Consider the following 15,809-nt stretch of genomic DNA (forward strand, 5'->3'; position numbering starts at 1 on the left):
CGTCCTCCTCGGCAGGTCGCCATCGACCTCCGAGCCAGGATCGCATACCGCCTAGTCGGTTTCCAGGCTGGCGAGCACCAGGCGCGTCAGCTCGACCCGCGACCTGACGCCGAGGGCCACGAAGATGTGCCGCAGGTGGTGCTCGACGGTACGCGCGCTGACCGACAGGCGGTGCGCGATCTCCCGGTTCGTGCCGCCGTCCGCCACCAGGTCCGCGATGCGCCGCTGGTGCGGCGTCAGCCGGGCCAGCGCTCCCTGGTGCCCGGCGCCCCGCCCCGGGCCTGCGGTGCCGGCCGCCCGCAGCTCCGCCGCGGCCCGCTCCGCCCACGCCGCGCCGCCGCACCGTTCGAGCTCGCGCAGGGCGTCGCGCAGCTGGTCGCGGGCCTCGGACGGGCGCCGCCGCCGGCGGAGCCACTCGCCGAAGAGGAGCCGCGTCCGGGCGCGCTCGAGCTCGTCGCCGACCGCCGCGTGCAGCTCCAGCGCACGCCGGAAGTCGTCCTCGGCCTCCGGGCCGGTCCCGAGCAGGGCGCGGCAGCGCGCCAGGAGCGCCGGCGCCACCGGGTCCGCGCCGAACGCCGCCCAGCCCGCGTACTCGGCCGTCACCGCCCGGGCGTCGTCGTGCCGGCCGGCCGCGACGGCGGCCTCCACGAAGCTCGGCATGACGAGGTGCCGGACGGCGAAGTGCCCCGTCGCGGGCGTCCCGTCCGCCGGGCGCACGAGGTCGGCGAGGCGCGCCGCGGCGTCGGCAGGCCGCCCCTGCGCGAGCTCCAGGCGGCCCGCGGCCAGCTGGGCCAGGGTCGCCGTCTGCGCCAGCCCGTGCTCGCGCGCCGTCGCGAGGGCGGCCGCGACGTGCTCGGCCGCCTCCTCCGCGTCGCCGGCGTCGGCGGCGGCCAGCGCCAGGATCGCCCGGTGATGGGCCGCGACGTTCCGCCGCCCCGTCCGCACCGCTGCGGCGAACCCCTCGACGGCGTGGCTCCGCGCCCGGGCATGGCGCCCGGCGCGCAGCTCGGCGTACGCGACGTGCTCCAGCGCCTGGGCCACCGCGCCGTCGTCGCCCCGGAGGCGGGCGGCCGCCAGCGCCCGGGCACCCAGGCCCGCCCCCGCCTCGACGTCGCCGAGGAGGAGCGCGGCCACCGTGGCCTGCAGCAGGGCCGGCGCGTCCGTCAGGGACCGACGACGCCGCAGCACGCGCCGCAGCCGGGGGACGGCGTCGCCGGGCCGCTCCCGGAGCAGCGCGCGCATCCCGGCCACGTAGTCGGCCTCGGCGCCCAGGCCGCCGAGGTGGCCAAGCCCTCCCGCGTCGTGCGCCGCGGCGGCCACGAGGCCCTCCGCCGCAGCCAGCGCGTCGACGCAGGCCGACCGGTCGCCCGCCGCCCACGCGGCGTCAGCCGCCGCGACGGACGCCCCCAGGGCGAGACGCGGCGCGTCCGCGCCCAGCAGCGACCGGGCGAGGGTCAGCGAGGCGAGGGCGTCCGTCACGGCTCCGGCGCCCAGCGCGGTCACGCCGCGCGCCAGCTCGGCGCAGGCGCGCGCCCGACGGCGGGCGGGCGGGTCGTGCTCCGGCACCACCGCGACCAGGAACGTCTCGTCGGACGGCGGCCGGTCGGCCAGGACGAGCGCGACGGCGCCGTCCGCCAGACGGTGCATCGTCGCCGACGTCGTCCGCCCCTGCGCGGACACCGCGGTCGCGGTCGCCCTCGGCCTCATCCTGGGGATGCTACGGACCGGGGCCCGCCGGCCCGCCCGGAGCGCGACGGCCGGCTGGTCGCCGGCACAGCGACACGCTCCCGCCGTTGTGCCGCGACACAGCGCCGAGACGGAGGGCGGCCCGGGGGTCACCTCCGCCCCGGGCCGCCCGTCACACCGTCCGGTCAGAGCGGGCAGGTGCCCCGGTACTCCTCGATGGTCGAGCCGGGCCCGGGCACCGGGCACAGGAACTGCTCGTAGCGGACGTCGTCGTCCACGAACCGCTTGAGCCACGAGAGGCTGTACTTCGCGATCGTCGTGTTGGACAGGTTGGGCGCGAAGTGCGTGGCCCCGTTGAGCTCCAGGTACGCCTTCGGGGTCGACGCGGGCAGGCCGCCGTAGAACGGCTCCGCGTGGGACGCCACCGGCGCGATCGTGTCGTTGTCCGCGCCGACGATGAACGTCGGCGTGCTGACCTCGGGCCACGACTTGTCGAGGTTCCACGGCGTCAGCGGCACGGCCGCCTTGAGCGAGGGCCGGTCCTTGGCCGCCTCGAGCGTCCCGCCGCCGCCCATCGAGTGCCCCACGACCGCGAGCCGGTCCGCGTCGACGCGGTCGCGCACCGTGCTGCGCTCGGTGAGGTAGTCCAGGGCGGCGAGGAGCTGGTCCCCGCGCGACGCCGGCTGGTCGTAGACGGTGTTCGTGTCGATCGTGAAGACGACGAACCCCTGCGACGCCAGCCTCGGCCCGAGCCAGGCGATGGACGACTCCCGGGCCGTGTACCCCGGCGAGATCGCGACGCCGCCGAACGTGCCGTCCGCGGTCGACGTCGGGTAGTAGATGGTGCCGCCGCCGAAGCCGGACACCAGGGACGACACCGACGTCTGGGAGACCGCGTAGCTGCCGCGGCTCGCCTCGATGCTCGCCTCCGTCGGCGCGGGGCCGCGCTCGTACGGGTTGTCGGCCGCGCCGGCGCTCACGGCCGAGACGGCGGTCAGCCCGACCGCCGCCAGGAGCGCGGCCGCGGCCGCCGTCGCACGCGAGGGGCGGCGGCGGCGCCGGGTCGCCGGGACTGCCAGGGATGTCTGCTGCATGATCTCGTCCTCTCGTCGGGGGCTGCAGCGCCACCCTCCGGCCCCGGGCCGGTCGGCCGCATCGGTAGGATCACCGGCCGTCGCAGCGCCACCGCCGTGTCCGATTCCCGCTAGCACTGCGTCGGCGCCGCGCGTGAGGATGGGGTCATGACGACGACGGCCCCGCCCGACGCACGGGAGTTCGAGGAGCGCTACCGCGCCATCGCGGCGCGCGACACCCGGTTCGACGGCCAGTTCTTCACCGCCGTGCGCTCCACCGGCATCTACTGCCGCCCGTCCTGCCCCGCGCGCACGCCCAAGCCGGAGAACGTCACCTTCTACCTCACCTCCGCCGCGGCGCACGAGGCCGGCTACCGGGCCTGCAAGCGATGCCTGCCGGAGGCAGCGCCCGGCACGCCGGCGTGGGACCTGCGGCACGACCTGGCCGGGCGCGCGATGCGGCTCATCGCCGACGGCGTCGTGGACCGCGAGGGCACGGACGGGCTGGCGGCCCGGCTCGGGTACAGCGCGCGGCACGTGCACCGCCTGCTCACCGCCGAGCTCGGCGCCGGGCCGCTCGCCCTCGCCCGCGCGCAGCGGGCCCAGACGGCGCGCAGCCTCGTCGTCGGCACCGACCTGCCGCTCGCGGACGTCGCGTTCGCGGCCGGCTTCGGGTCGATCCGGCAGTTCAACGACACGATGGTCGAGGTCTTCGCCGTCGCGCCGAGCGACCTGCGGGCCCGCGCCCGACGTCGGGTCAGGACCGACCCTGCCTTCCAGCACGCGACCCGTCGCGCCATCGGGCCCGATGCCGCGACGGATCGCGTGCTGGAAGGCGAGGGCTGCGACGACGTCGCGCGGGTCCGCCTCGAGCTCGAGCTGCCGGTGCGCGAGCCGTTCGACGCCCGCGGCGTCGTCGCGTTCCTCGCCGCGCGCGCCGTCGACGAGGTGGAGGTCGCGGATCTCGACGGCGACGACGTCCGGTACGCCCGCACGCTGCTCCTGCCCCACGGGCCGGGCGCCGCGGAGGTCGTCGCGGGGCCGGGCGTCGGGGCCGGGCGGGTGGCGGTGCGGCTCGAGCTCGCGTCGGCGGCGGACGTCTCCGTGGCCGTCGCCCGCCTGCGCCGGCTGCTGGACCTGGACGCCGACCCGGCGGCCGTCGACGCAGCCCTCGCGGACGACGCGGCGCTCGCGCCCCTCGTCGCGCGCACCCCCGGCCTGCGCGTGCCCGGCACGGTGGACCCGCACGAGATCGTGGTGCGCGCGATCGTCGGGCAGCAGATCAGCGTCGCCGCCGCGCGCACGCACCTGGGCCGCCTCGCGGCCGCGGCCGGCACGCCGTACGACTCGGCCGTGCCCGGCCTCACCCGGCTGTTCCCGACTCCCGCGCACGTGGCGGCCGCCGGCGCGGCCCACCTGCGCCTGCCCGCCCGGCAGCTGGCCGCAGTCATCGACGCGGCCCGCGCGCTCGACGACGGGACCCTCGCCGTCGGGGTCGGCGACGACGGCGACTCCCTGCGCGCCGCGCTCGTCGCCCGGCGCGGCATCGGGCCGTGGACGGCCGCCTACGTGGCGATGCGCGTGCTGCGCGACCCGGACGCCTGGCTGGACGGCGACGTCGCGCTCCTCGCGGGCGCCGTCGCGGCCGGCGTCGACCTGGGCGTCCCCGACGACGCCCCCCGCGCCGCCCGGTCGCGCGCCCTCGCCGCCCGCGCCGAGCGCTGGGCCCCCTGGCGTTCCTACGCCGCCATGCACCTGTGGCGCGCCGCCGCCGCGCCGACCAGGTGATTTCTCGCGTTCTCAGCCCGTATTCCGAGCGAAACCACATGTTCGGCACCCGACCCGACTCCCGGAGGCTTCGATGACCACCCTCGCGACAGCGACCGCCCGCACCACCACCGTGAGCACCCCCGACGGCCCGTTCACCGTCGTCGTCGACCCGGACGGCACGGTGCTCGCCTCGGGCTGGACGACGGACGCGGACGCGCTCGTCGCGCTCACGCACCCGGAGGTCCGCCCCGCCGCCACGTCCGCGGTGCCCGACGACGACCCGGCGGTCGCGGCCGCCGTCGCGGCGGTGCGGGCGTACTACGCGGGCGACGTGCACGCGATCGACGCCGTCCCGGTCCGCCAGGTCTCCGGCCCCTATCGCGCGCACGCGTGGGACGTGCTGCGCACCGTTGACGCCGGCGACCCCGTCACGTACACCCGGTACGCGGAGCTGTCCGGCCGCCCGGCCGCCGTCCGGGCCGCGGCCGGCGCGTGCGCGATGAACGCCGCCGCCCTGTTCGTGCCCTGCCACCGCGTGCTGCGCACCGACGGCGGCCTCGGCGGCTTCCGCTACGGCCTGGACGTCAAGCGCAGCCTGCTCGCGCACGAGGCGCGGCACGCCGCTGGCTGATCCCCTGCTTCCGCTGGTTGAGCTTGTCGAAACCCCGTGCGCCGGGAAGGAACCGGGTTTCGACAGGCTCAACCAGCGGAGCAGCCCGGTTTCGACAAGCTCGACAGGCTCGGCCAGCGGAGGAATCAGAGCGACGGCTCCTCCGGCGTGGACACGGTGAACACGGCCCCGGCGATGACGGGGACCTGCGTCGCCGCCCGCTCGAGGTCGTCGAGCCGCCGGGCGACGGTCTCCTCGCGCTCGTTGCCGCTGAGATCGACGCTGGCCACCAGGTACAGCGACCGCGGCCCCACGTACTCGAGCCGCAGGTAGGTGACCCGCTCGACCTGCGGCATCGTCACGAGGTGCGCCAGCACGGCCGCGCGCGTCTCTGGCCGGGCGGCCTCCCCGACGAGGAACCGGCGGTTGCGGTCGACGAGCACGAGGGAGACGACGGCGAGCACGACGCCGACGACGATCGACCCGACCGCGTCGGGCACGGGCGACCCGGTGAGCTGGTGCGCGAGCACGCCCGCGAACGCGACGACGAGGCCGATCAGGGCGGCGGCGTCCTCGGCGTAGACGGCGCGCAGCGTCGGGTCGGAGGTCACGAGCACGTGGTGCAGCAGGTCGTGCTCGGCCTTCTTCGCCTCGGCCCGCGCCTGCCGGCTCGCCTGGAGGAACGAGAAGCCCTCGAGCACGAAGGCGAGGCCCAGCACGGCGTACGCGACGCCGAAGTCGGCGGCCGGCTCGGGATGCACCAGCTCCTGGATGCCGTGCGTGATCGACACCCCGGCGCCGACGGCGAACAGCCCGATCGCGGCGAACATCGACCACACGTAGGCCTCCCGGCCGAAGCCGAGCGGGTGCTCCCGGTCGGCGGGGCGGCGCGAACGCCGGTCGGCGACGAGGAGGAACACCTCGTTGCCGGTGTCCGCCCACGAGTGCACGGCCTCCGCGAGCATCGACGCCGACCCGGTGACGACGGCGGCGAACGACTTCGCGACGGCCACGAACGCGTTGGCGGCGAACGCGATGACCACGGTGAGCGTGCTCTCGCCCCCCGCGTGCGCGTCCTGGACGACGCGCGGGCTCGCGAGGGGCTCCGGCGGCGCGGCGCCCGGCTCGGCGTCGGCGGGGTGCGCGAGCGCGGCGAACGGGTCCGGCGTCGCAGCGGGTTCGGGCTCGCGGGAGGGTCCGGGCTCGGCAGGGGCCATGCGCCCGGTCTACCAGCCGCGGGTCAGTCGGGCTCGCCGAACTCGTTGGGGCGCAGGTCCTCGGGGTCGACCTTGCCGGTGCGGAACCCCGCCCGGCCCACCATGTGCGCGGCGACGGGCGACGTGACGAGCTGGAACGCCACCACCAGCACGAGCATCGCGACGGCCGACCCGCTGCGCACCCGCAGCGCGAGCGCGGTGAGCAGGAGGATGAGGCCCAGCACCTGCGGCTTGGTGACGGTGTGCATGCGGGCGAGCAGGGACGGGAACCGGACGAGGCCCACCCCGGCGCCGAGCGTCAGGAACGCGCCCGCGAGCAGGCACACGGCCGCGACGACGTCGGCGACCGTGGTCCACAGGCCCGGGTCGACGTGGGTCATCGCGCACCTCCCGTGCTGTCGGCGTCGTCCTCGGCGTCGATCGCCCGCACCCCGTCGCGCTGTTCACCACGCGGCACGTCGGCGGCGCGCGCCTGGGCGGCGACCTCCTCCGGCGTGCGCACGCGGCCCTCGTCCTCGGGCTCCTTCGCGGCGAACCGGGCCATCGTCACCGAGCCCACGAAGCCGACCATCGACAGCGCGACGAGGATCGGGATGGTCTCGGTGCGCCGCGACCAGATCGCCTCGATGGCGATGGCGCCCACCAGCGTCACGGTGAGGGTGTCGAGCGCGACGGCCCGGTCGAGCATCGACGGCCCGCGCTCCACGCGCACGAGCGCGAGCAGCGCGGCGACGGCCACCAGCACGGCGGCGGCGATCACGGCGGCGAGCATCATGCGTCCCTCTCCCCTCGGCCGGCCGACGGCGACGCGGCGTCGACGGCCGCGGCGGCGTCGCCGGGCGCCAGCCCGCACCGGGACAGGACGGCGTCGCTGGCGAACGCCCGCAGCACGCGCTCCTCGAGGGCGAGCGTGTCGCGGCGCACGGCCTCCGGCCCGCCGGAGCCGTCGATGTCCAGCACGTGCAGGTAGACGACGCCGGTGCTGCGGCGCGCCTCGACGACCAGCGAGCCCGGCACGAGCGACGACATCACGGCCGTGATGGTGAGGTACGCGTCCTCGGGGTTGCGCAGCCGGACCGCGACGATGGCGCCGTGCGGCGACGGCCCCGGGCGGACGGCCTTCCATGCCACCTCGAAGGACGCGACGAACAGGTCGGCCACGAACCGCGCCACGAGCACGACGGCGCGCCACGGCCGCACCGTGCCCTGCATGTCGATGGCCGGCAGCGGGAACAGCGTGACGACGGCGCCCGCGATCACGGCCCCCGCGATGACGTTGGCCCACGACAGGTCGCCCCACAGCAGCACCCACACCGCGGTGAGCAGCACCAGGGCGTGCCACTGCGAGCCCAGCCGGCGCAGCAGGTGGACGGGTCGGCGCGACTGCGGGCTCATCCGTGCCCACCGTCCTGTCCGCTGTCCTGCGCCGCGTCGTCGCCCACGACGACCGACTCGCCGCGCCCGCGGTCCGCCCCGTCGGGGAAGACGGCGTCCACGTAGGTGTGGCCGTCCATCGACGCGGTGGCGGCACGCTCGGCGTACCCGTACAGCGGGCCGGCGGCGACGGTGAGCAGCAGCCCGAACGCGACGAGCGCGCCGGTCGGCAGCACCATGCCGCGCGGCAGCGGCACGTCGGCCTCGATCTCCTCCGACGGCGCCTGCCAGAACGCCTTGTTCCACGCCTTGACCACGGCGTACAGGGTGAGCAACGACGTCACGACGGACCCGACGACGAGCACCCACGCGAGCCCCGTCCCCACGGTCGCGCCCTCGGTGAGCAGCCCGACCTTGCCGAGGAACCCGGACAGCGGCGGGATGCCGGCCAGGTTGAGCGCGGGCACGAAGAACAGCACGGCGAGCCCGGGCGCGAGCTTGGCGAGGCCGCCCAGCCGGTCGAGCGACGTCGACCCGCCCCGCCACTCGACGAGCCCCACCACGAGGAACAGGGCCGTCTGGACGGAGATGTGGTGCACCACGTAGTAGATGGCAGCGGCGGTGCCCGCCTCGGTGGCGAGCGCGATGCCGAAGATCATGTAGCCGATGTGGCTGACCAGCGTGAACGACAGCAGGCGTTTCACATCGTTCTGCGCCACGGCGCCCAGGATCCCGATGACCATGGTGAGCAGGGCCAGCACCATGAGCACCTGGTCCACCGTGGGGTTGTCCGGGAACAGCAGGGTCTGCGTGCGCAGGATGGAGTACACGCCCACCTTGGTGAGCAGGCCCGCGAACACGGCCGTGACCGGCGCGGGCGCCGTCGGGTAGGAGTCGGGCAGCCACGCGGACAGCGGGAAGATGGCGGCCTTGATGCCGAACGCGAGGAGCAGCAGGAGCTGCAGCGCGGTGCGCACGGTCGGGTCGATCTCCGGCAGCCGCTCCGCGAGCTGCGCCATGTTCACGGTGCCCGTCGCGCCGTAGATGAGCGCGATCGCGGTGAGGAACAGCAGCGACGACACCAGCGTGACGATGATGTACACCGACCCGGCGCGGATGCGCTCGGCCGTGCCACCCAGGGTGAGCAGCACCGCGGACGACGCGAGCAGGATCTCGAACCCGACGTAGAGGTTGAACAGGTCGCCGGTGAGGAACGCGTTCGCCACGCCCGCGGCCAGGATGAGGAACGTCGGGTGGAAGATCGCGACGGGGATCATGTCCCCGCGCGTGCTGCCCGGGTCGTCCTCCCCCTCGGGCACGCCCTGCCCCAGCGAGTACAGGAGCACGCACAGCAGCATCACGAACGAGACCGTGAGCATCACCGCGGAGATGCGGTCGGCCACGAGGTCGATGCCGACGGGGACGGCCCAGCTGCCGACCTCGACCACGATCGGCCCGCCGTCCGCGGCGACGAGCAGCCCGACCGACGCCGCGAGGGCGGCGGCCAGCGCCGTGACGCTGATGATGCGCTGCACGCGGGCGTACCGGTGCAGGGCGAGCGTGAGCCCGGCCGCGAACAGCGGCAGCATGACCGGCAGCGGCACCAGCGTGGCGGAGTCCCAGGGCATCAGGGGCGCTCCTTGTGGCTGTCGGCACGGTGGTTGTCGGCACGGTGGTTGTCGGCACGGTGGTTGTCGGCACGGTGGCTGTCGGCACGGTGACCGTCGCCGTCGCTGTCGTCGACGTCGTCGTAGGAGTCGGCGGCCTCCTCGTCGAGCGTCTGGTCGAGCCCGCCGGCGTCCGCGTCCTCGAACGCCGGGGCGTTGAGCGCCGCGTGCCGGGCGACGCGCCGGTCCTCGACGTCGTCCGCGACCTCGTCGTGCCCGTGCAGCTGCCACGACCGGTAGGCCATGGCCAGCACGAACGCGGTGAGCGCGAGCGTGATGACGATCGAGGTGAGCACCATCGCCTGGGCGAGGGGGTCGCTCATCCGCACCCCCTCGTCGGCGTTGCCGATGATGGGCGACGCGCCCGACCGGCCGCCCATGACCAGCAGCATGAGGTTGACGCCGTTGCCGATGAGGACGAAGCCGAGCAGCACCCGGGTGAGGGGGCGCTCCAGCAGCAGGTAGACGCCGGTGGCGAACAGCACGCCGATGGCCAGGACCAGGACGGCGGGCGGGGTGTTCTCGAGGACGACCATCAGGCGTCCACCTCCTCGCGCGCGGGCCGCGGGTCCTGACGGTCGATCTCGGCGCCGAGCGTGCGCAGCAGGTCGAGCACCAGGCCGACGACGACGAGCATCACGCCGATGTCGAAGAACAGCGAGGTGACCAGGTGGACCTCGCCGAGGACCGGGACGTGCAGGTTGACGATCGTGCTCTGCAGCACCTCCTGCCCGGCTACCAGCGTCGCGAGGCCCACGCCGGCGGAGAGGAACAGGCCGGTGCCGAGCAGCACGCCGGGGCTGATCGGCGCGGCCTCGCCGAGCTCGTACCGCCCGCCCGCGAGGTACCGCACGGCGAAGGCGGTGCCCACGACGAGGCCCGCGGCGAAGCCGCCGCCCGGGGCGTTGTGCCCGCTGAACAGCAGGAACAGGGCGAACACGATCATGGCGTGGAAGATCACGCGGGTGACGACCTCGAACAGCACGGAGCGGCGCTCGGGCTCCAGCGTGCTGCCCGCGGCGAGCCACACGCGGCGCGTGTGCGGGTCGGACCGGCTGACCTCGTCCACGCGGGACAGCCGCAGCACCTCGCCGCTGCGCTGGCGCAGGAAGATGAGCGACGCGACGCCGGTCGCCGCGACGAGCAGCACGGAGATCTCGCCCACCGTGTCCCAGGCGCGGATGTCCACCAGCGTCACGTTGACGATGTTCTTCCCGCCGCCCCAGGTGTAGGCCTCGTCGGCGAAGTGGGCGCTGATCGGCTCGGCGACGCGCACCAGCGGCGCGGCGACGGTGAACGCCATCATGACGACGCCGGTCACGACGCCCACCGCGAGCCGCAGCCAGCGGCTGGCGGCCAGCGGCCGGTCGGTGAAGTACGGGGGCATGCGCCGCAGCACCAGCACCATGACGACCAGCGTGATCGTCTCGCACAGCACCTGGGTGAGGGCGAGGTCGGGGGCGCCGTGCAGCATGAACAGGGTCGCGTTCGCATACCCGGCGACCCCGACGAGCACGACGGCCTTGAGCCGGCGGCGCGCCCGCGCCGCGAGGACGCACGCGACGACGACGACCGCGACGACCGCGGCGTCGGCCGGGCGGTCCCACAGCACGAGCTCGACGGACGGGTGGCCGCTGACCAGCCCGGACGCGAGGACCGCGCCGGGCGCGACGGCCAGCACGACGAGGATGATGCCGAGGTAGACGGGCAGGGAGCCGCGCTGGGTGGCGGCGGTGACGTCGGCCGCGAGGTCGTCCAGCCGGCGCATGGTGCGGCGGTAGGTGACCTCGGCGGACCGCGGCGACCACAGGAAGTCCTGGGCCCTCTCCACCCGGGCCCGCTGCCAGAACAGGACGAAGCCGGCGAGCAGCACGAGGACGGTGATCGCCAGGACGGGCGTGAACCCGCCCCACAGCACGAGGTGCCCGGGCTCCCCGCTCGGGTAGCGGTCGGCGTACGGGGCGAGGAGCCGCTCCCCCGTCGCGGGCGCGAGCGCCACCGCCAGGCCGAGCACGGCGAGCACGAGCGGCGGGGTGACCAGCAGCCACTGCTGGCGCCGCACCGGCGTCGCGGGCGCGACGGTCGCCGCGGCGTCGCGCGGCGCGTCGGCCGGGACGCCCGCGGCGGACGCCCCCGGCCGCCGCTTGGTGCCGAAGGCGCCCCAGGCGAACCGCAGGCCGTACGCCACGGTGAGCGCCGAGCCGACCACCACGGCGAACAGCGCGATCGTCTCGAGGGCCCCGGCGCCGTGCGTGACGTCGTGCCACAGCCCCTCGAGCGCCGCCTCCTTGGCGACGTAGCCGGCGAACGGCGGGAAGCCGATCATCGAGGCGGTCGCGAGCACGCCCGCGACCGTGGTGAACGGCATGGTGCGCCACAGCCCGGAGAGCTTGCGCAGGTCGCGGGTGCCGGTGGCGACGTCGACCGCGCCGACGACGAGGAACAGCGCCGCCTTGAACATGGCGTGCGCGCCCAGCAGCGCGAGGCCGGCGAGGGCCAGCGCCTGCGAGCCCAGCCCGAGGAGCAGGACGATCAGGCCGAGCTGGGAGACGGTGCCGAACGCGAGGACGAGCTTGAGGTCGTGCTGGCGCAGCGCCTGGTAGCCGCCGAGCAGGAGCGTGCCGCCGCCCAGGACCAGCACCAGCCAGCGCCACACGGGCAGGTCGGCGAACGCCGGGGCGAACCGCGCCACGAGGTAGACGCCTGCTTTGACCATGGCCGCCGCGTGCAGGTAGGCGGACACCGGCGTCGGGGCCGCCATCGCCGCAGGGAGCCAGAAGTGGAACGGGATGAGCGCGGACTTCGTGGCGGCGCCCGCGAGCAGGCAGACCGCCGCCCAGGTGACCGCGGTGCCCGACGGCGGGTTCGCGACCAGCTCGGAGATCCGCCAGGTGTCGCCCACGACGCCGAGGATGATGAGGCCGACCAGCATGGCGAGGCCGCCCGCCGTCGTGACGACGATCGCCTGCATGGCCGCGCGCCGGGACGCCTTGCGGTCGGCGTAGTGGCCGATCAGCAGGTAGGAGAAGACGGTGGTGAGCTCCCAGAACACGAACAGGAGCAGCAGGTCGTCGGCGACGACGAGGCCCACCATCGCGGCGGCGAACGCCGTGAGCACGGCCGCGAACCGGCCGAGACCGAGCGCGTCGCGGGCGAAGTAGGCGGAGCAGTAGAGGAGCACGAGGGCGCCGACGCCGCCGACGACGAGCAGCATGAACCACGCGAGGGTGTCGAGCTGCAGGGTGATCGACAGGTGCAGGCCGGGGACCCAGGGGACCTCGGTGGTCGGGAAGTCGCCGGCCGTCACCCGGGGCGTCATCGCCAGCGCGTACGCGGCGGCCGACGCCGGCCCGAGGGCCAGCACCCAGAACGCTCTCCTGCCCAGCCATGCCACCAGAGCCGGCGCCGCGAGGGCCAGCAGGAAGGTGAAGAGCAGCACTGAGAGCACAGCACTCCGTCCGGTCGAGGGGCGGGGCGTCGGCTTTACTTTACCGGTAACGAGCGATGGTCCGGCGGTGACGAGATGACACCGCGGTGTGACCTGGGTCGCTCGCCCGCCCCGGCGCACCGGGGCGGGCGAGCCGGCTCAGTCCCCGCCGGGCGAGCCCAGCAGCTCCCGGACCCGGCCCGAGACGCGCCCGAACTCGGCGTGCCGCACCGTCTCGCCGTAGTCGCGCTCCGCCGGGAGGTCGACGTGCAGCTCCTCGATGATCGTGCCCGGGCGCGGGCCCATGACGACGACCCGGTTCGCGAGGTACACCGCCTCCGCGACGGAGTGCGTCACCAGCAGCACGGAGACGCCGGTCTCGCGCCAGATGCGGTGCAGCTCCGTGTTCATCCGCTCCCGGGTGAGGGCGTCGAGGGCGCCGAACGGCTCGTCCATGAGCAGCACGTCGGGCTCGTGCAGCAGCGCCCGGCACAGGGAGACGCGCTGCTGCATGCCGCCCGACAGCTCGTGCGGCATCGCCTTCTCGAAGCCCGTCAGACCGGTCATCTCGACGAGCTCGTCGCACCGGCGCCGCGCGGTGGCGGAGTCCATGCCCCTCATCTCCGCCTGCAGCAGGATGTTGGCCCGCACGTTGCGCCACTCCAGCAGCGCCGCGCGCTGGAACACGAAGCCGATGTCCTGGCGCGGCCCGCGCACCGGCTCGCCGCGCAGCCGCACCTGGCCGGTCGTGGGCGCGGTGAGGCCGGCCACCACCTTGAGCAGGGTGGACTTGCCGCACCCCGACGGCCCCGCGATGGTGACGAACTCGCCGCGCCGCAGCCGCAGGTCGACCGCGCCGAGGGCCGGCGTCGACACCCGGCGGCTGCGGAACGTCACGGACACGCCGTCGACGTCGACGACCGTGTCGCCCGCGGCCGCCCGCCCTCGGATCCCCTCGGCGGTGGTGCTGGTCATGTCTCCCCCGTTCAGTTCGCCGGGGCGAACGAGTCGTCGAAGTAGTCCTCGGCCGCGGTGCCCTTCTCGACGAGGCCCGAGCTGGACAGCACGTCGAGGGTCGCCGCCCAGTCGTCCGGCGAGTTCACGCCGGGGGCCTGGCCCTCGGTCGCGTCGGTGTGCAGCAGCTCGATCGTCTGCTTCCACTGCTCGGCGAGGACGTCCGCCTCGGGCATCTGCGGGTCCTTGCCCTCCATCGCCTTGACGGCCGCTGCCGGGTCCTCCGCGGCGGCCGCGAAGGCCTCCGACGTGGCGGCCACCATCTCCTTCACGAGGTCCGGGTCGTCCGCGATCGTGCTCTCGGAGGCGATCAGGCCGTTGCTGTAGAAGTTGAGCCCGACGTCGGAGTAGCGCAGGTAGGTGATGTCCCGGCCGCTCTTGGCCGCGATCGTCGGTCCCTGGTCGTGCGCGAAGCCGATGAGCCCGTCCACCTTGCCGGTGAGCATCGCGGAGATCTTGCCGGCCGGGTCGAGGTTCTGCTGGGTCACCGCGTCCTCCGGCACGCCGGCCGCCTCGAGGTAGAGCGGGAAGGTCGTGGTGGGCGCGTCGCCGGCCGAGACGGCGATGGTCTTGCCCTTGAGGTCGGCCGGCTCCTGCACCCCGGAGTCGGCGAACACCTGGACCGACGAGGGGGTGGTCTGCAGGAACACGCCCACGCTGCGCACCTTGACGCCCTTGTCGATGTTCGCCAGCACAGCCGGGGTGTCGGCCCAGCCGAACTGCACCTGGTCCGCGCCGACGGCCTGCGTCGTCTTGGTCGAGCCCTGGCCCGCCTCGATGGTCAGGTTGATGCCGTGGTCGGCGAAGATGCCCTCCTCCAGGCCGTAGTAGAAGGGCGCGTGCTCGCCGTACGGGTACCAGTTGAGCATCAGCGTGACGTCGGTGGCGTCGGCCGCGGCCGGGGACTCGGCCTCGGTGCCGCCGCTCGTGGACGGGGCGCACGCGGCGAGCGTCAGCGCGGCGGCGGAGAGCGCCGCGGCGGCGGCGAGGGTCGTCGGTCGGACGGACATGGGGTGCTCCTTTGCACTCGGGGATCCTGCGGGGTGCGCGAGGGTGTGCGCGTGGCGGACGGTCAGGCCGCGACGGTCGTGGCGGCCGACTCGAGTCGGCGGGACGCGTGCCAGCCGATGAGGAAGCGCTCGGCGACCTGGATGATCGCGAACAGCACGATGCCGAGGGCGGACATGATGAACAGGGCGGCGAAGAGCATCGCGGTGTCGATGTTGCCGTTGGCCTGCAGGATGACGTAGCCGAGGCCGTCGTTGCCGCCGACGAACTCGCCCACGACGGCGCCGGTGACGGCGAGCGTCGCCGCGACCTTCAGGCCCGACAGCAGCTGCGGCAGCGACGCCGGGAACATCACCTTGGCGAACGTCTTGAGGCGGCTGGCGCCCATGGTCGAGGTGAGCTGCAGGATCTCGGGGTCGACGGAGCGCAGCCCGGCGAGGCCGGAGATCACCACCGGGAAGAACGCCATCAGCACCGCGACGGTGATCTTGGGCGCCAGGCCGAACCCGAGCCAGACCACGAAGAGCGGGGCCACGGCGATCTTCGGGATCACCTGCGCCACGAGGATGATCGGGTAGAGCGTCTTCTCGGTGCCGCGCGAGTACGCCATCAGCACCGCCACGAGCTCGCCCACCACGACGGCGATGACGAAGCCGACGACCGTCTCGTACGTCGTGACGTAGGTGTGGTGCAGCAGGTAGCCCACGTTCTCGGTGGCGGCCGCCCAGGTGTCCCCCGGCGACGGCAGCACGTAGGGCGCCACCAGCCCTCGCGCGGTGACGAACCACCACACCGCGAAGACCACGACCACGAAGACGATGGGCCGCCACGAGTCCGCCACCCACCGCACGGGCGCCGGCAGCGGCCGCGGCCGCCGCACCTCGTTCGGGGCCTCGTCGGGGGTCCCGTTCCTCTGCCCGACCGCCGACCCCGGTGTCGTCGTCGCCATGGTGCTCCTCACGC

The 15,809-nt window shown here is 74.8% G+C and carries 14 protein-coding genes; 2 read left to right on the forward strand and 12 right to left on the reverse strand.

All coding sequences use genetic code 11. The features are described 5' to 3' along the window. Window positions 1–51: 51 nt before the first annotated feature. Both AAG589_RS16035 and bdeA read right to left on the reverse strand, forming a co-directional pair. Complete coding sequence (locus AAG589_RS16035; RefSeq protein ID WP_430568273.1) at window positions 52–1,707, reverse strand: LuxR C-terminal-related transcriptional regulator; 1,656 nt, start codon at window positions 1,705–1,707, stop codon at window positions 52–54. A 164-nt stretch (window positions 1,708–1,871) separates the two neighbouring features. Beyond that, window positions 1,872–2,780 carry a bis(hydroxyethyl) terephthalate hydrolase gene (bdeA, locus tag AAG589_RS16040; protein ID WP_430568274.1) on the reverse strand — a complete coding sequence of 303 codons (909 nt, stop codon included), beginning with the start codon at window positions 2,778–2,780 and terminating at the stop codon, window positions 1,872–1,874. Between the two features lie 147 nt (window positions 2,781–2,927). On the opposite strand from bdeA, the gene AAG589_RS16045 reads away from it, so the two are divergent. Next, entirely contained in the window at window positions 2,928–4,547 is a 1,620-nt protein-coding gene (locus AAG589_RS16045) for an AlkA N-terminal domain-containing protein (protein WP_430568275.1), read from the forward strand. A 73-nt stretch (window positions 4,548–4,620) separates the two neighbouring features. Next, on the forward strand, window positions 4,621–5,160 hold the full coding sequence (locus AAG589_RS16050) for a methylated-DNA--[protein]-cysteine S-methyltransferase (RefSeq protein ID WP_430568276.1): 540 nt from the start codon (window positions 4,621–4,623) through the stop codon (window positions 5,158–5,160). Between the two features lie 125 nt (window positions 5,161–5,285). Here AAG589_RS16050 and AAG589_RS16055 read toward each other — a convergent pair whose 3' ends face one another. The 10 genes from AAG589_RS16055 to AAG589_RS16100 all read right to left on the reverse strand — a co-directional run bounded on the left by AAG589_RS16055 (window position 5,286) and on the right by AAG589_RS16100 (window position 15,795). Next, on the reverse strand, window positions 5,286–6,356 hold the full coding sequence (locus AAG589_RS16055; protein WP_430568277.1) for a cation diffusion facilitator family transporter: 1,071 nt from the start codon (window positions 6,354–6,356) through the stop codon (window positions 5,286–5,288). Window positions 6,357–6,379: 23 nt separating this feature from the next. Then, window positions 6,380–6,736, reverse strand: coding sequence for a monovalent cation/H(+) antiporter subunit G (gene mnhG, locus AAG589_RS16060; RefSeq protein WP_430568278.1), 357 nt, complete (start codon window positions 6,734–6,736; stop codon window positions 6,380–6,382). Then, window positions 6,733–7,131: an MrpF/PhaF family protein gene (locus AAG589_RS16065; RefSeq protein ID WP_430568279.1), complete on the reverse strand. Its 399-nt coding sequence runs from the start codon at window positions 7,129–7,131 to the stop codon at window positions 6,733–6,735. The genes mnhG and AAG589_RS16065 overlap by 4 nt, the downstream gene beginning before the upstream one ends. Next, complete coding sequence (locus tag AAG589_RS16070) at window positions 7,128–7,751, reverse strand: Na+/H+ antiporter subunit E (RefSeq protein WP_430568280.1); 624 nt, start codon at window positions 7,749–7,751, stop codon at window positions 7,128–7,130. The genes AAG589_RS16065 and AAG589_RS16070 overlap by 4 nt, the downstream gene beginning before the upstream one ends. Continuing rightward, on the reverse strand, window positions 7,748–9,358 hold the full coding sequence (locus tag AAG589_RS16075) for a Na+/H+ antiporter subunit D (protein WP_430568281.1): 1,611 nt from the start codon (window positions 9,356–9,358) through the stop codon (window positions 7,748–7,750). Before AAG589_RS16075 ends, AAG589_RS16070 begins: the two co-directional genes overlap by 4 nt. After that, window positions 9,358–9,933 carry a Na(+)/H(+) antiporter subunit C gene (locus AAG589_RS16080; RefSeq protein WP_430568282.1) on the reverse strand — a complete coding sequence of 192 codons (576 nt, stop codon included), beginning with the start codon at window positions 9,931–9,933 and terminating at the stop codon, window positions 9,358–9,360. Before AAG589_RS16080 ends, AAG589_RS16075 begins: the two co-directional genes overlap by 1 nt. Continuing rightward, the gene (locus AAG589_RS16085; protein WP_430568283.1) at window positions 9,933–12,845 is read right to left on the reverse strand and encodes a Na+/H+ antiporter subunit A; all 2,913 of its coding nucleotides are present in this window, start codon (window positions 12,843–12,845) and stop codon (window positions 9,933–9,935) included. Before AAG589_RS16085 ends, AAG589_RS16080 begins: the two co-directional genes overlap by 1 nt. A gap of 138 nt (window positions 12,846–12,983) precedes the next feature. Beyond that, complete coding sequence (locus tag AAG589_RS16090; protein ID WP_430568284.1) at window positions 12,984–13,799, reverse strand: ABC transporter ATP-binding protein; 816 nt, start codon at window positions 13,797–13,799, stop codon at window positions 12,984–12,986. Window positions 13,800–13,810: 11 nt separating this feature from the next. Then, window positions 13,811–14,848, reverse strand: a complete 1,038-nt coding sequence (locus AAG589_RS16095) for an ABC transporter substrate-binding protein (protein WP_430568285.1) — start codon at window positions 14,846–14,848, stop codon at window positions 13,811–13,813. A 62-nt stretch (window positions 14,849–14,910) separates the two neighbouring features. Beyond that, window positions 14,911–15,795 carry an ABC transporter permease gene (locus tag AAG589_RS16100; protein WP_430568286.1) on the reverse strand — a complete coding sequence of 295 codons (885 nt, stop codon included), beginning with the start codon at window positions 15,793–15,795 and terminating at the stop codon, window positions 14,911–14,913. Between the last annotated feature and the right edge of the window lie 14 nt (window positions 15,796–15,809).

Origin of the sequence: Isoptericola sp. F-RaC21 (genome assembly GCF_038593535.1) — a bacterium.
Classification (GTDB): domain Bacteria; phylum Actinomycetota; class Actinomycetes; order Actinomycetales; family Cellulomonadaceae; genus Isoptericola.

Coding starts and splice junctions, on each gene's coding strand:
- AAG589_RS16100 (WP_430568286.1), bottom strand. CDS start 15,795: ATGGCGACGACGACACCGGGGTCGGCGGTCGGGCAGAGGAACGGGACC.
- bdeA (WP_430568274.1), bottom strand. CDS start 2,780: ATGCAGCAGACATCCCTGGCAGTCCCGGCGACCCGGCGCCGCCGCCGC.
- AAG589_RS16035 (WP_430568273.1), bottom strand. CDS start 1,707: ATGAGGCCGAGGGCGACCGCGACCGCGGTGTCCGCGCAGGGGCGGACG.
- AAG589_RS16090 (WP_430568284.1), bottom strand. CDS start 13,799: ATGACCAGCACCACCGCCGAGGGGATCCGAGGGCGGGCGGCCGCGGGC.
- AAG589_RS16075 (WP_430568281.1), bottom strand. CDS start 9,358: ATGCCCTGGGACTCCGCCACGCTGGTGCCGCTGCCGGTCATGCTGCCG.
- AAG589_RS16070 (WP_430568280.1), bottom strand. CDS start 7,751: ATGAGCCCGCAGTCGCGCCGACCCGTCCACCTGCTGCGCCGGCTGGGC.
- AAG589_RS16050 (WP_430568276.1), top strand. CDS start 4,621: ATGACCACCCTCGCGACAGCGACCGCCCGCACCACCACCGTGAGCACC.
- AAG589_RS16080 (WP_430568282.1), bottom strand. CDS start 9,933: ATGGTCGTCCTCGAGAACACCCCGCCCGCCGTCCTGGTCCTGGCCATC.
- AAG589_RS16045 (WP_430568275.1), top strand. CDS start 2,928: ATGACGACGACGGCCCCGCCCGACGCACGGGAGTTCGAGGAGCGCTAC.
- AAG589_RS16055 (WP_430568277.1), bottom strand. CDS start 6,356: ATGGCCCCTGCCGAGCCCGGACCCTCCCGCGAGCCCGAACCCGCTGCG.
- AAG589_RS16095 (WP_430568285.1), bottom strand. CDS start 14,848: ATGTCCGTCCGACCGACGACCCTCGCCGCCGCCGCGGCGCTCTCCGCC.
- mnhG (WP_430568278.1), bottom strand. CDS start 6,736: ATGACCCACGTCGACCCGGGCCTGTGGACCACGGTCGCCGACGTCGTC.
- AAG589_RS16065 (WP_430568279.1), bottom strand. CDS start 7,131: ATGATGCTCGCCGCCGTGATCGCCGCCGCCGTGCTGGTGGCCGTCGCC.